This is a genomic window from Kribbella sp. HUAS MG21 (assembly GCF_040254265.1).
Lineage (GTDB): Bacteria > Actinomycetota > Actinomycetes > Propionibacteriales > Kribbellaceae > Kribbella.
On record NZ_CP158165.1, the window covers coordinates 3,841,682 to 3,854,096 of the forward strand.

General features: G+C 70.9%; 12 protein-coding genes. 8 read left to right on the forward strand and 4 right to left on the reverse strand.

Annotated elements, in window-relative coordinates:
* Positions 1-84 precede the first annotated feature (84 nt).
* From ABN611_RS18870 to ABN611_RS18885, 4 genes are all read left to right on the forward strand, one after another.
* On the forward strand, positions 85-897 hold the full coding sequence (locus tag ABN611_RS18870) for an SDR family NAD(P)-dependent oxidoreductase (RefSeq protein ID WP_350281197.1): 813 nt from the start codon (positions 85-87) through the stop codon (positions 895-897).
* A 77-nt stretch (positions 898-974) separates the two neighbouring features.
* Positions 975-1,352 (forward strand): YciI family protein, encoded by a 378-nt coding sequence (locus ABN611_RS18875; RefSeq protein WP_350281198.1) that lies wholly within the window; start codon positions 975-977, stop codon positions 1,350-1,352.
* A 37-nt stretch (positions 1,353-1,389) separates the two neighbouring features.
* Positions 1,390-2,199, forward strand: coding sequence for an alpha/beta hydrolase (locus tag ABN611_RS18880; protein ID WP_350281199.1), 810 nt, complete (start codon positions 1,390-1,392; stop codon positions 2,197-2,199).
* A gap of 209 nt (positions 2,200-2,408) precedes the next feature.
* Positions 2,409-3,035, forward strand: a complete 627-nt coding sequence (locus ABN611_RS18885) for a superoxide dismutase (RefSeq protein WP_350281200.1) — start codon at positions 2,409-2,411, stop codon at positions 3,033-3,035.
* 92 nt (positions 3,036-3,127) lie between these two features.
* Here ABN611_RS18885 and ABN611_RS18890 read toward each other — a convergent pair whose 3' ends face one another.
* A complete protein-coding gene (locus ABN611_RS18890) occupies positions 3,128-3,910 on the reverse strand; it encodes an alpha/beta hydrolase (RefSeq protein WP_350281201.1) in 783 nt (260 codons plus the stop codon).
* Positions 3,911-4,065: 155 nt separating this feature from the next.
* Between ABN611_RS18890 and ABN611_RS18895 the strand changes: the two genes are divergently transcribed.
* Together ABN611_RS18895 and ABN611_RS18900 are read left to right on the forward strand one after the other, a co-directional pair.
* Complete coding sequence (locus ABN611_RS18895; protein ID WP_350281202.1) at positions 4,066-4,530, forward strand: phage holin family protein; 465 nt, start codon at positions 4,066-4,068, stop codon at positions 4,528-4,530.
* Positions 4,527-4,859, forward strand: coding sequence for a DUF3618 domain-containing protein (locus tag ABN611_RS18900; RefSeq protein ID WP_350281203.1), 333 nt, complete (start codon positions 4,527-4,529; stop codon positions 4,857-4,859). Before ABN611_RS18895 ends, ABN611_RS18900 begins: the two co-directional genes overlap by 4 nt.
* Positions 4,860-4,929: 70 nt before the next feature.
* Here the strand turns inward: ABN611_RS18900 and ABN611_RS18905 are convergent, their stop codons facing one another.
* Positions 4,930-6,186, reverse strand: coding sequence for an RNA polymerase sigma factor (locus tag ABN611_RS18905; protein ID WP_350281204.1), 1,257 nt, complete (start codon positions 6,184-6,186; stop codon positions 4,930-4,932).
* Positions 6,187-6,399: 213 nt separating this feature from the next.
* Positions 6,400-7,479: a methyltransferase gene (locus ABN611_RS18910; RefSeq protein WP_350281205.1), complete on the reverse strand. Its 1,080-nt coding sequence runs from the start codon at positions 7,477-7,479 to the stop codon at positions 6,400-6,402.
* Between the two features lie 194 nt (positions 7,480-7,673).
* Here ABN611_RS18910 and ABN611_RS18915 point away from each other — a divergent pair, with 194 nt between their 5' ends.
* Positions 7,674-10,682: a glycine--tRNA ligase gene (locus ABN611_RS18915; RefSeq protein ID WP_350281206.1), complete on the forward strand. Its 3,009-nt coding sequence runs from the start codon at positions 7,674-7,676 to the stop codon at positions 10,680-10,682.
* A gap of 12 nt (positions 10,683-10,694) precedes the next feature.
* Entirely contained in the window at positions 10,695-11,603 is a 909-nt protein-coding gene (locus ABN611_RS18920) for a ribonuclease Z (protein ID WP_350281207.1), read from the forward strand.
* 1 nt (position 11,604) lies between these two features.
* Here the strand turns inward: ABN611_RS18920 and ABN611_RS18925 are convergent, their stop codons facing one another.
* Positions 11,605-12,414, reverse strand: a complete 810-nt coding sequence (locus ABN611_RS18925) for an alpha/beta hydrolase (RefSeq protein WP_350281208.1) — start codon at positions 12,412-12,414, stop codon at positions 11,605-11,607.
* Position 12,415 lies beyond the last annotated feature (1 nt).

The window sequence follows — 12,415 nt, forward strand, 5'->3', positions numbered from 1 at the left end:
CCCGGCTCCTAAGTCATCGACTGTTGACATGGTAGCGGCCGGACCCTACGGTCTAAGTCATCGATCGATGACTTAGGAGCTGGGATGGAGAACGTCGTGGTGGCCGGCGGTACGACCGGCATGGGGCGCGAGATCGCGCTGCACTACCTGCGCCGCGGCGCGCGGGTGACGGTGATCGGGAGTACTGCGTCCCGCGGTGCGGAGTTCCTGCGAACGGCGGAAGGGCTCGACGGGGAGGCCGGGTTCGTGCGGGCCGATCTGCTGTCGATCGCGGAGAACCAGCGGGTGGTCAAGGAAGTCGAGGCGCGGCACGAAGCGCTCGACGCGCTCGTGCTGGCCGCGATGCTCCCGTTCGTGAGGCGCCGCGAGACGGTCGACGGCCTGGAGGGGACGTTCGTGCTCTACTACCTGAGCCGTTTCATCCTCAGCTACGGCCTGACCGGCCTGCTCGAGCGTGGCGGCACCCCGATCATCACGAACCTCGGTGCCACCGGCATCACCAAGGGTGCCGTGAACTGGGACGACCTGCAGTTCACCCGGAAGTACGACGTGGTGCGCGCGACGCTGAGCGGCGGCCGGGCGAACGATCTGCTCGCGGTGCACTACCTCCAGAACCACCCCGGCGGACGGACCAAGTACTTCGGCGTCCAACCGCCGTACACGAGGAGCGGCACGAACCATCTGCCGCAACCGCTGCGCGCCCTCGCACGGCTGAGCGCGGCGCTGTTCGCGAAGCCGGCCGCGGAGAGCGTCAGGGACACGGCGGCCGTGATGGACGCGCAGCCGCCGGAGCGGTTGATTCTGCGGGCGGTCGGCCAGCCGGTCGACCCGGGCCTGGCGACGTTCGATCCGCAGGACGCTCGCCGGCTGTACGAACTGACCAGGAAAATGCTCTGAAGCCGGATGTCGATCCCGTCGTGGTCTGCTCGACGTGAGAGTAAGTGATGGACCGACACGAGCAGGGAGCAGCAGCGATGCGCTACATGATCATCAACAAGGCCGACGCCGACAGCGAAGCGGGGAAGTTCCCGGCGCCGGAGGTCGGGGAGGCGGTCGGGAAGGTCGTCGAGGACCTGTCGAAGGCGGGCGTCCTGCTGTTCGCGGAGGGTGTGCACCGCAGCGCGCTCGGCGCCAGGGTGAAGGTCGACGGCGGCAAGCGGACCGTGACCGACGGCCCGTTCGCGGAGACCAAGGAACTGGTCGGCGGCATGATCGTCGTCGAGGTCCGCAACCGCGACGAGGCGATCGAGTGGGCCGCCCGGCTGGCCGAGGCCCTCGGCGCCGAGGTCGAGGTCCGCCGGGTTGTCGAGGAGGCGGACTTCGCCCCGGACTCGGAGATCTTCGCCAACTGAGCTGTCCATTCCGGGCGCTCCCGTTCGTGGCACTGCCATGAACAACACACTGAACGTTCCCGGAGCAGAGCTGTACTACGAGGTGCGCGGATCAGGGCCGCTGCTGGTCCTGGTCGGCGCGCCGATGGACGCCAACGCGTTCGCGCCGCTCGCCGAGCTGCTGGCGGCGGACCACACCGTCCTGACCCTCGACCCGCGCGGGGTGAAGCGGAGCACGCTGGAGCCCGGCGGTACGTCGCGTCCCGAGCAGCGGGCCGACGACCTGGCCCGGCTGATCCGGCACGTCGACGCCGGCCCGGCCGTCGTCCTCGGCTCCAGCGGCGGGGCGGTCAGCGCCCTCGCGCTGGCGCAGTACCACCCGGAGGTGGTCCGCGCTGTGATCGCGCACGAGCCGCCGCTCGACCGGTTGCTGCCCCACGCCGAGGAGTTGCTCGCGAAGTCGGAGCAGCTGATGGCCGACTACCTGGCCGGTGACGTGACCGGCGCCTGGAAGCAGTTCTTCGCGGTGGCGAACATCCAGTTGCCCGACGAGATGGTCGAGATGATGTTCGGCGGCGAGCGGGACCCGGAGCAGGTCGCCACCGAGCGGTTCTGGTTCGGTCACGAGATGCGCGAGTCGATCACCTGGCTGCCGGACTTCGGCAAGCTCCGCGACGCGGTCGTCGTGGTCGGGATCGGCGAGGAGTCCACCGGTCAGCTCTGCGACCGGACGTCGACCGCGCTGGCCGCCGGCCTGGGCGTCGAGCCGACCCGATTCCCGGGCGACCACACCGGCTTCGTGGACCACCCGGAGGCGTTCGCCGACGCCCTGCGCGCCGTCCTGAAGGAACTCGATCAGCTGAGGTGAGACTCGCTCGTGGGTCGTCGGGTGGAATATGTGAAGCTGGGGGTGTCCGGTGGGTACGCGGGTGGTCGACGCGGTCGCGCCGGGCACCGGTCGAGCGCCCGCCCGCGTGGCGGCTTGACCTCAACCGTGGTTGAAGTTTCAAGCTGGTGCCGCTGAAACAGGACATCGGAGATATCGGCCCCCGCCGGGGCCCCGACGAAGGAGCAGAGTTGACCACGTACACGCTTCCCGACCTCCCCTACGACTACGGTGCGCTGGCGCCGAGCATCGCCGGTGAGATCATGGAGCTGCACCACGACAAGCACCACGCGACCTACGTGAAGGGTCTGAACGACACCCTGGACAAGCTGGCCGAGGCCCGCGACAAGGGTGACTTCGGCGCGATCGTCGGGCTGGAGAAGACGCTGGCCTTCAACCTCGGCGGGCACGTCAACCACTCGATCTTCTGGAAGAACCTGTCGCCCGAGGGCGGCGACAAGCCGGACGGCGAGCTGGGCGCGGCGATCGACGAGTTCTTCGGCTCGTTCGACGCCTTCCAGGCCAACTTCACCGCGAGCGCGACCACCATCCAGGGCTCCGGCTGGGCGATCCTCGGCTGGGACGCGCTGGGCGGCAAGCTGCTCGTCCACCAGCTGTACGACCAGCAGGGCAACCTGCCGGCCGGGCAGATCCCGATCGTGATGCTGGACATGTGGGAGCACGCCTTCTACCTGCAGTACAAGAACGTGAAGCCGGACTACGTCAAGGCCTGGTGGAACGTCGTGAACTGGGCCGACGCCCAGGCGCGCTTCGACGCCGCCCGCTCGGGCGCCGGCGCGCTGATCACCGGCGCCTGATCCTGCCGACGCCCACGCCATCACAAGTCCGTCGCGCCCGCCTGCTCCCGCTCACGCGGGGCGGGCGGGCGCGATTGTGACGGCGTGGCGGTTCATTCGCACCAGTCCGCGATCACCGGAGCAATCGCGCTGGCCCTGACCACGTGGTTCTGCCCCGGTACCTCAGCGTGCCGCGCGCCCGGGACCGCCGCCGCGAGCGCCCGGGTCGACGTCTTCATCCAGCCTGGGCTCTTGCCGCCGTTCACGACCAGCACCGGCTGCTCGATCGACGCCCACTGGGCCGCGTCCATCGGGTCGCCGAAGCAGTTCCCGCCGAGCATCCGGGCGTCGTACGGCAGCGTGTGCGCGATCGCCTTCATCTGCTTCCAGGCCGGCATCAGCCGCATCATCGTGACCACGATCCCGGGCAGCCCGATGCCCTTGGTGAAGAAGTACTTGATCGCGTCGCCCGGCTCCAGCGCCTGCAGGTCCGCGACCCAGCTCCGCGGGATCTGCCTGCGGCTGTCGTCGACGACGTACGGCGGCTCGAACGCGACCAGCTTCTCGATCGGCAGCCCGGCCGCCGCGGCCCGCAACGCCAGCGCGGCGCCTGACGACGTGCCGTAGACGTACGCCGATCCGCCGGCCGCCTCGATGATCGCGGCCAGGTCCTCGAGTTCGCGCTCCACCGCGTACTCGGGCGCGTCGCCGGAGTCGCCGCGGCCGCGCCGGTCGTAGTTGTAGACGGTGAACCGGTCCGCGAGCGCCTCGGCGAGCTCGGGCAGCGGGCCCTGTGCGCGGGAGCACAGCGCGCCGTCCACGAGGACCAGCGCCGGGCCGCTGCCGCGCCGGTCGTAGGCGATGGTGGTGCCGTCCTTCGAAGCGACCGTGAACATGCTCTTCCTCCTTGCTCGGTGACGATGTCACCCCTGCGTCGAGCACCGCGAGGAACTCTCGACAACGTGTGACGCAGATCACTCCGAATCCCGTCGTACGCGTAGCGCGACGCTGTCTGGGTACCGGAGCCGCAACCCCAGCACGGGAGGCGGTTATGACGACACGTCCGGAGATGGTCCGGCGGGAGGCCGGGCTCAACGGCGAGCTGCAGCACCGGATGGACGGTCAGAACGTGGGTGCGCTCGTGAGCCAGGTGACCACCGACCTCAGTCGGCTGGTCCGGGACGAGATGCAGCTGGCGAAGGCCGAGCTGAAGGAGAAGGGCAAGGAGGCGGGAGTCGGCGCCGGGCTGTTCGGCGGCTCCGGGGCGCTCGCGCTGTACGGCCTCGGCGTGCTGATCGCCGCGGCGGTGCTCGGACTCGCGACCGCGTTGCCGGCCTGGTTGTCCGCGCTGATCGTCGCCGCGGTCCTGTTCCTGATCGCGGGTGTCGCCGCGCTGCTCGGCAAGCGGCACGTCACCCGTGCCACTCCGCCCGTTCCGCAACGTGCCGTCGACGGCGTGCACGAGGACCTGGAAGCCCTCAAGGGACACCAGCCGGAAGGAAAGAGCACTCGATGACCACGATCAAGAACGCCGCGCACCGGGAACCGATGACGGAGCGCGAGACGCTCCGCGAGGATCTCGAGTACACCAGGCAGCACCTCGCCGACACCGTCCAGGAGCTCAGCCGGCGGCTGAACGTGCCGCACCGGATGAAGGAGACCGCGGGCAGCGCCGGGCACCGCGTCTCGGGCGCCGCCGGTCAGGCCGGCCAGAAGCTGAAGGAAGTCCCCGGTGCGATGAAACAGCTGCCCGCGATGAGCAGGCGGCACCCGAAGGCGATGGCGGCCGTGGGCGGCGCCGTGGCCCTCGGCGCCGCGGCCCTCATGGTCCGCAAGCACAAGTAGGCAGCTGAAGGGGGTCTTGCCGTGGCCATTGGACCCCCTTCCCCTGGCCGGCGTGGTCGCACCGCGCCGGTCAGCAGGCGGCGGCGCGCTCCAGGAGGAGCTTGCGTTCCCGTTCGTTGCGGGTGAGCGCTGCCGCCTTCTCGAACTCCGCCCGGGCCTCGTCCAGGCGGCCGAGCTTGAACAGCAGGTCGCCGCGGACGCTCGGCAGCAGGTGGTAGTCCTTCAGGGACGGGTCGTCCGCGAGCAGGTCGACCGCCTGCAGCCCGCGTTCCGGGCCGAACGCCATCGAAATCGCGACGGCCTGGTTCAGCTCGACGACCGGCGACGGCGCGACCTGGGCGAGTACGGCGTACAGCCCGGCGATCCGGGCCCAGTCGGTGTCCTCGGGGTCGGCGGCGCGGGCGTGGCAGGCGGCGATCGCGGCCTGCAGCAGGTACGGGCCGGGCGGCTTCTCCAGGGCCCACGCGCGGTCGATGCCCTCGAGGCCGCGGCGGATCAGCAGCCGGTCCCAGCGCCGCCGGTCCTGGTCGAGCAGCAGTACCGGCTCGCCGTCCGGGCCGATCCGCGCGTTCGCCCGGGACGACTGCAGCTCCATCAGGGCGAGCAGACCGAGTACTTCGGATTCGGCCGGCATCAGCTCCACGAGCAGCCGGCCGAGGCGCATCGCCTCGTTGCACAGCGCCGGGCGCATCCAGTCGTCGCCGGCTGTCGCGGAGTACCCCTCGTTGTAGATGAGGTAGACGACCTCGAGGACGGACTGGAGCCGGTCCAGCAGGTCGGGGCCGGACGGGACCTCGAACTCGACGCCGGCCTTGGCCAGGTTGCGTTTGGCGCGGACGATACGCTGCGCGATCGTCGGCTCCGGGGCGAGGAACGCGCGGGCGATCTCGTCGGTCTTGAGGCCGCCGAGCAGCTTGAGCGTGAGCGTCACGCGGGCGTCCATCGTGAGCACCGGGTGGCAGGCGGTGAACACCAGGCGGAGCAGGTCGTCCTCGATGTGGTCCTCGAGGATCGCCTCGACGTCGTCCTCCACACTGTCGCCGTCGATCTCGAGCTCGTGGCCCATCTCGGCGAGCTTGCGCTGGTACGTCTCCTTGCGCCGGATCAGGTCGATCGCCCGGCGCTTGGCGATCGCCATCAGCCAGGCGCCGGGGTTGTTCGGTACGCCGGACTCCGGCCACTGCTCCAGCGCCGCGACCAGCGCGTCCTGCGCCAGCTCCTCGGCCAGCCCGACGTCCCGCACGATCCGCGCCAGGCCCGCGATGATCCGCGCCGACTCGATCCGCCAGACCGCGTCGACCGCCCCGTGCGCCTCCGTAACCGTCACCCGCCGATAGTAGACACGAATCCGGCGGACCTGCCGCACTCACCAACCAGCGCGCGCCCCGGGCGCCACGCTCAACCATCCCGTTGCCGGGCCTGACGGCCGGGTTGGTGAGTGGTGGCGGTACGCCCAGGCCATCACAATCTGCCGCCCGGCTGGATGCCGGGCGGGACGCCTCGCGGTGTCCGCAGTTGTGATGGCCTGGACGTCCGCCCACTATTCAGTCGCCCGGTGCAGCCCGGCTGCTGCGGGCGTGGTTGCCGGGCGCAGTTGCCAGAGCGAGGTTGTCTCCGCCCGCGCCCGGCGGTGCCGGGGCGTGATGTCGGCGCGGCCCACCACCTCCAGCCCGCCGCCCCGAACCAACTCCAGTAGCTCGCCCCGGGACCGCAGCCCCAGTAGCTCGGCCAGGTCGGACAGGATCAGCCACACCTCGCCGCCCGGTTCGAGGTGGTCGCGGACGGTGTTCAGGAAGGTGCGGAGCATCCGGCCGTCCTCGTCGTACACGGCGTGGTCGAGCGGTGTGATTGGTGTTGCGGGGATCCACGGTGGGTTGCAGACGACGAGGTCGGCGCGCCCCGGTGGGAAGAGGTCGGTCTCGAGGACGGTTGCGTTCATCTGCAGGCGTCGCAGGTTGTCGCGGGCGCAGGTGATCGCGCGCGGGTTGTTGTCGGTGGCAACTACATGCCGGATTCCCCGCCGGGACAGGATCGCCGCGAGGAGCCCGGTACCGGTGCCGACGTCGAAGGCGGTGCCGGTTGTCGGCAAGGGCTGGCCGGCGATGAGGTCGGCGTACTCCGATCTGGTCGGGGCGAAGACGCCGTAGTGCGGATGGATCCGCTGACCGAGCGCGGGGACGTACACCCCGCGGTGCCGGAGCTCGTACGCGCCGATCACCCCCAGCAACTCCCGCAACGGCACCCAGCGAGGCCCGGCGGCCGGCGTCCGCTCCCGGCCAGGCCGGTCGCCGTGCGGGCGCTCCTCGCCCGGTCCCTCCTTGCCCTGCGGGCCGAAGGCTTCCTCGTATGCCGCTCGGACGTCCGGCGCGCGGCGCAGTGTGATGGTGTGGTCGTGCATCGGGACGTGCAGTGAGTTGAGGATGCGGGCCCGCTCGGCCTGGCGGCGGCGCTGGGTGTGAAAGGGGCCGTCGCGGCGGACCGGGACTCGGCGGCCGAGGGCGGCCAGCAGTTGTTTGGCGTTGTGGAAATCTCCCGTCCAATGAAGTGCCGAACCGCGGCCGATCAGGCGCAGTGCCCGGTCCGCGGAGAAGGTGTCGTCGACCGTGATGACGTCGTCCAAGAGTCGTTCCTGCCAGTGCGAAGCGATCGATGGGCAGCACGGCTCACCCGGACGCCGGAACGGCGCCGGGGAGCGGACGACGGGACTAGCGAACTACCGCCGCATGCAGAGGCGAGGTCACCGCACCACTGTAGGTGGTCCGCCTAATAGACTGCGTGACCGGAAACCCCTCCGGACTGCCGACGACGAATGGCATGAGGTTCGCTGTGCTCACCATGCAGGACGCGCTGCTCGCGCTGACGAAGTACTGGACCGATCGGGGCTGCATGATCGTGCAGCCGTTCAACACCGAGGTCGGTGCCGGGACGCTGAACCCGGCGACCATCCTGCGGGTGCTCGGTCCCGAGCCGTGGCGGGTGGCGTACGTCGAGCCGAGTGTCCGGCCGGACGACAGCCGCTACGGCGAGAACCCGAACCGGCTGCAGACCCACACCCAGTTCCAGGTGGTGCTCAAGCCGGACCCGGGCAACCCGCAGGAGCTGTTCCTGGACAGCCTGACCGCGCTCGGGATCGACATCGACGCGCACGACGTCCGGTTCGTCGAGGACAACTGGGCGAACCCGGCGACCGGCTCCTGGGGGCTCGGCTGGGAGGTCTGGCTGGACGGCCTGGAGATCACCCAGTTCACGTACTTCCAGCAGGCCGGCGGGATGACGCTGGACCCGGTGTCGGTGGAGATCACCTACGGCATCGAGCGGATCATGATGGCGCTGCAGGGCGTCTCGCACTTCAAGGACATCGCCTACGCCCCGGAGATCTCGTACGGCGAGGCGTTCGGCCAGGCGGAGTACGAGATGAGCCGCTACTACCTCGACGACGCCGACGTGGAGTCGCAGAAGCGGCTGTTCGAGGAGTACGCGAACGAGGCCCGCCGGATGCTCGACGCCCGGCTCCCGGTGCCGGCGCACATCCAGGTGCTGCGCTGCTCGCACACCTTCAACGTCCTCGACGCCCGCGGCGCCGTGAGTACGACGGAACGCGCCAAGGCGTTCGGCCGGATGCGCACGCTGGCCCGCGAGGTCGCGCAGCTCTGGGCGGAACGCCGTACCGAGCTGGAGCACCCGCTGGGGCTGGCGCAGCTGCCCGAGGCGGCACCGGCGCCGTCCGAGTTCCCGAAGATCACCGGGACCCGGCAGCTGACGTTCGAGATCGGCACCGAGGAGATGCCGCCGTCGGAGGTCACCAAGACCGCCGCCGCGGTCCAGGCCGCTCTCGAGGAGAAGCTGGCCGCGACCCGGCTCGGGCACGGCAAGATCACCACCTACGCGACGCCGCGCCGGGTCGTGGCGTTCGTCGCCGAGGTGCAGGCCGGTGAGCCGGACGCCGAGCGCGTGGTCCGCGGCCCGCGGAAGTCGGCCGCGTACGACGCCGACGGCAACGTCACGAAGGCGGCCGCCGGGTTCGCGCGCGGTCAGGGCGTGGACGCCGGCGAGCTGCACGACCTGGACGTGGACGGCGTCGAGTACGTCGCGGTCACGAAGCCCGACCCGGGACGCGGCGCGGCCGAGGTGCTGAGCGGCGTGCTGAGCGAGATCGTCAGCGGCCTGCGCTCCGACAAGAACATGCGGTGGAACGACGCGAAGCTGTCGTTCACCCGTCCGATCCGCTGGCTGGTCGCGCTGCTCGGAGACGAGATCGTGCCGGTGTCCGTGTCTTCGCTGGCGGCCGGTCGGACCACCCGCGTGCACCGGACCGCCGCACAGCCGAAGGTCGAGATCGCCGCGGCCGAGGGCTACCTGGACCTGCTCCGGATCCACGGCATCGAGGCCGACCCGGCCCGCCGGCGGGCGCAGATCGTCGAGGCGGCGGCGGAGCTCTCGAAGAGCGTCGGCGGCACCGTCGACGTCGAGGCCGAGGCCGCGCTGGTCGACCAGATCGTCAACCTGATCGAGGAGCCGACCCCGATCCTCGGCGGGTTCGCGGCCGAGTACCTGGACCTGCCGGGCGAGATCCTCACCACCGTGATGCGCAAGCACCAGCGCTACCTGCCGGTCCGTGACGGCGACGGCAAGCTGCTGCCGCACTTCGTTGCCGTGGCCAATGGTTCGGTCGACGAGGACGTGGTCCGCGCCGGGAACGAGGCGGTCCTGCGGGCCCGCTACGAGGACGCCGCGTTCTTCTGGCGGGCCGACCTGGACACGCCGCTGGAGTCGATGAAGAGCGAGCTGGAGAAGCTGGCCTTCGAGGAGCGGCTCGGCTCGATGGCCGACCGCGCGGGCCGGATCGGCCGGATCGCCCTCGCCCTCGCGGCGACGGTGGACCTGGACGGCGAGGACCTGACCACGCTGCGCCGGGCCGCCGAGCTGGCGAAGTTCGACCTCGGCTCGCAGATGGTGGTCGAGCTGACCAGCCTGGCCGGCACGATGGCCCGCGAGTACGCGAAGCGGGCGGGGGAGACCGAGGCGGTCGCCCAGGCGCTGTACGACATGGAGCTGCCGCGCTCGGCCGGTGACCCGGTCCCGTCGACGACTCCGGGCGCGCTGCTCGCGCTCGCCGACCGGTTCGACCTGCTGGCCGGCCTGTTCGGTGTCGGCGCGAAGCCGACGGGCAGCTCGGACCCGTTCGCGCTGCGCCGCGCCGCGGCCGGGGTGGTCGCGATCCTCCGCGAGCACCCGTCGCTGCGGGCGATCACGCTGCCGGTCGGGCTCCAGGCGGCGGCCGACGAGATCGGTGCCCAGGGCATCGACGTACCGGCGGACTCGCTCGACGAGGTCGCCGAGTTCACCGTACGGCGGTACGAGCAGCAGCTGCTCGACCGCGGCGACGACCACCTCCAGGTCGCTGCCGTGTTGCCGCTGGCAACTGCTCCGGCGGCCGCGGACGAGACGCTGAAAACCCTGCAGGGACTGGTCGGCAACAGCGACTTCGCCGACCTGGTCGCGGTCCTGCAGCGCGTCCGCCGGATCGTCCCGGAAGGCACCGAGGCGGAGTACGACGCGAGCAAGTTCACCGAGCCGGCCGAGGTCGTGCTGCACGAGGCGGTGCAGAAGATCGGGCAGGCGCCGACCGGGCTCGGCGATTTCGTCACGACCGCGACCGTGCTGATCGAGCCGGTGAACGCGTTCTTCGACGAGATCCTGGTGATGGCGAAGGAGCCGGAGCTCCGCGCGGCCCGGCTCGGCCTGCTCGCCACGATCAGCAAGCTGGCCGCACCGGTCCTCGACTGGCAGGCGCTCGGCACCAGCCTGAGCCCCGCCGAATGAGTCCGGCCGCACTTGCGTGAGCTCGTCGTTCTCGGGACCGGCAGCCAGGTGCCGTCCCGGGAACGCACGCAGAACGGGTACTTCCTGCGCTGGGACGACGAGGGATTCCTGTTCGACCCGGGTGAAGGCACGCAGCGGCAGCTGATCTTCGCGGGGGTCGCGGCCGGGGCGATCACGCGGCTGTGCGTGACGCATTTCCACGGCGACCACTGCCTCGGCGTACCGGGTGTCGTGCAGCGGCTGTCGCTGGACGACGTACCGCATCCGGTGCGGGCGCACTACCCGGCGTCCGGGCAGGAGTACTTCAGGCGCCTGCGGTACGCCGCGTCGTTCTACGAGCGGGCCGAGCTGCTCGAGGAGCCGGTCGAGGAGGACGGGCTGCTGTCGGTCGGGTCGTTCGGGCAGCTGTGGGCGCGGCGGCTGGAGCATCCGATCGAGTCGTTCGGCTACCAGCTGATCGAGCCGGACGGCCGCCGGATGCTGCCGGACAAGCTCGCGGCGTACGGCGTGACAGGACCGGCGGTCGGTCAGCTCCAGCGCGCCGGGTCGCTCGAGGTCGACGGCCGGACCGTGCGCGTCGAGGACGTCAGCGAGGTCCGGCCCGGCCAGCGGTTCGCGTTCGTGATGGACACCCGGCTGTGCGAGAACGTCCTGCGGCTGGCCGACGGCGCCGACCTGCTCGTGATCGAGTCGACGTACCTGTCGGCGGAGTCGGAGCTGGCGCGCCGGTTCGGGCACCTCACCGCCCGCCAGGCCGCCCGGGTCGCCGCGGAGTGCGGCGTCCGCAAGCTCGTCCTCACGCACTTCTCCCAGCGGTACCTGGAACCCGAACGCTTCCACGAGGAAGCCGCCGCCGAGTTCTCCGGCGAGATCGTGGTCGCCACCGACCTGAGCCGAACCCTGGTGCCGTCGCGCCGTTAGCTCAGCTGTTGTCGGCGAGGAAGTCGTCGATCAGGGCGTTGACCTCGTTCGGTGATTCCAGCGCCGCGAGGTGGGCCGACTGCTCGAGGACGACGAACCGCGCGCCGGGGATCGAGTCGGCCATCTCCTCGGTCTCGGCGACCGGGAACGTCGGGTCCTCGGCGCCTGCGACCACCAGGACCGGTGTCCGGATCCGGCCGAGCAACGTGCGCTGGTCCGGGCGGTGCGGGACGACGCTCGTCACGGCGTACATGCCGGACCGGACGGCCACCCGGCGCGCGAGGTCGTTGACCTTGGCAACGACCTCGGGTTTCTCGCGGCGCGCGGTCGGGCCGAGGAACGCGTCGCGCACCGGGCCGGTGAGCGGTCCGCGGATCCCGCCGAGGAGCTGCGCCGTCCGGGTGAGCACGCCGTACTCGAACCGCTGCCGGCGGCCGGCCGGGGACGCGGTCGCGTTCATCAGCACGGCGACGCCGATCCGTTCCGGGTGCAGTGCCGCGAACGTGCCGCCGATCATCCCGCCCCAGCTGTTGCCGATCAGATGCGCCCGCTCGACGCCGAGGTCGTCGAGGATCGCGACGATCACGTCCGCGCACTGCTCGAAGCTGAACGTCCCGGTCAGCGGGGCGCTGCCGCCGTGGCCCGGCGGATCGACCAGGATCACCTGGAAGCGGTCCGCGAAGTGCGCGGCCTGGGCCGACCACAGCGTGCCGTCCATCAGCAGGCTCGGCCAGAACAGCATGGCGGGCCCGGATCCGTCGACGCGCAACCGGATCCGGCCCAGAACGGTCTCGACGTACCGATCCTGCATG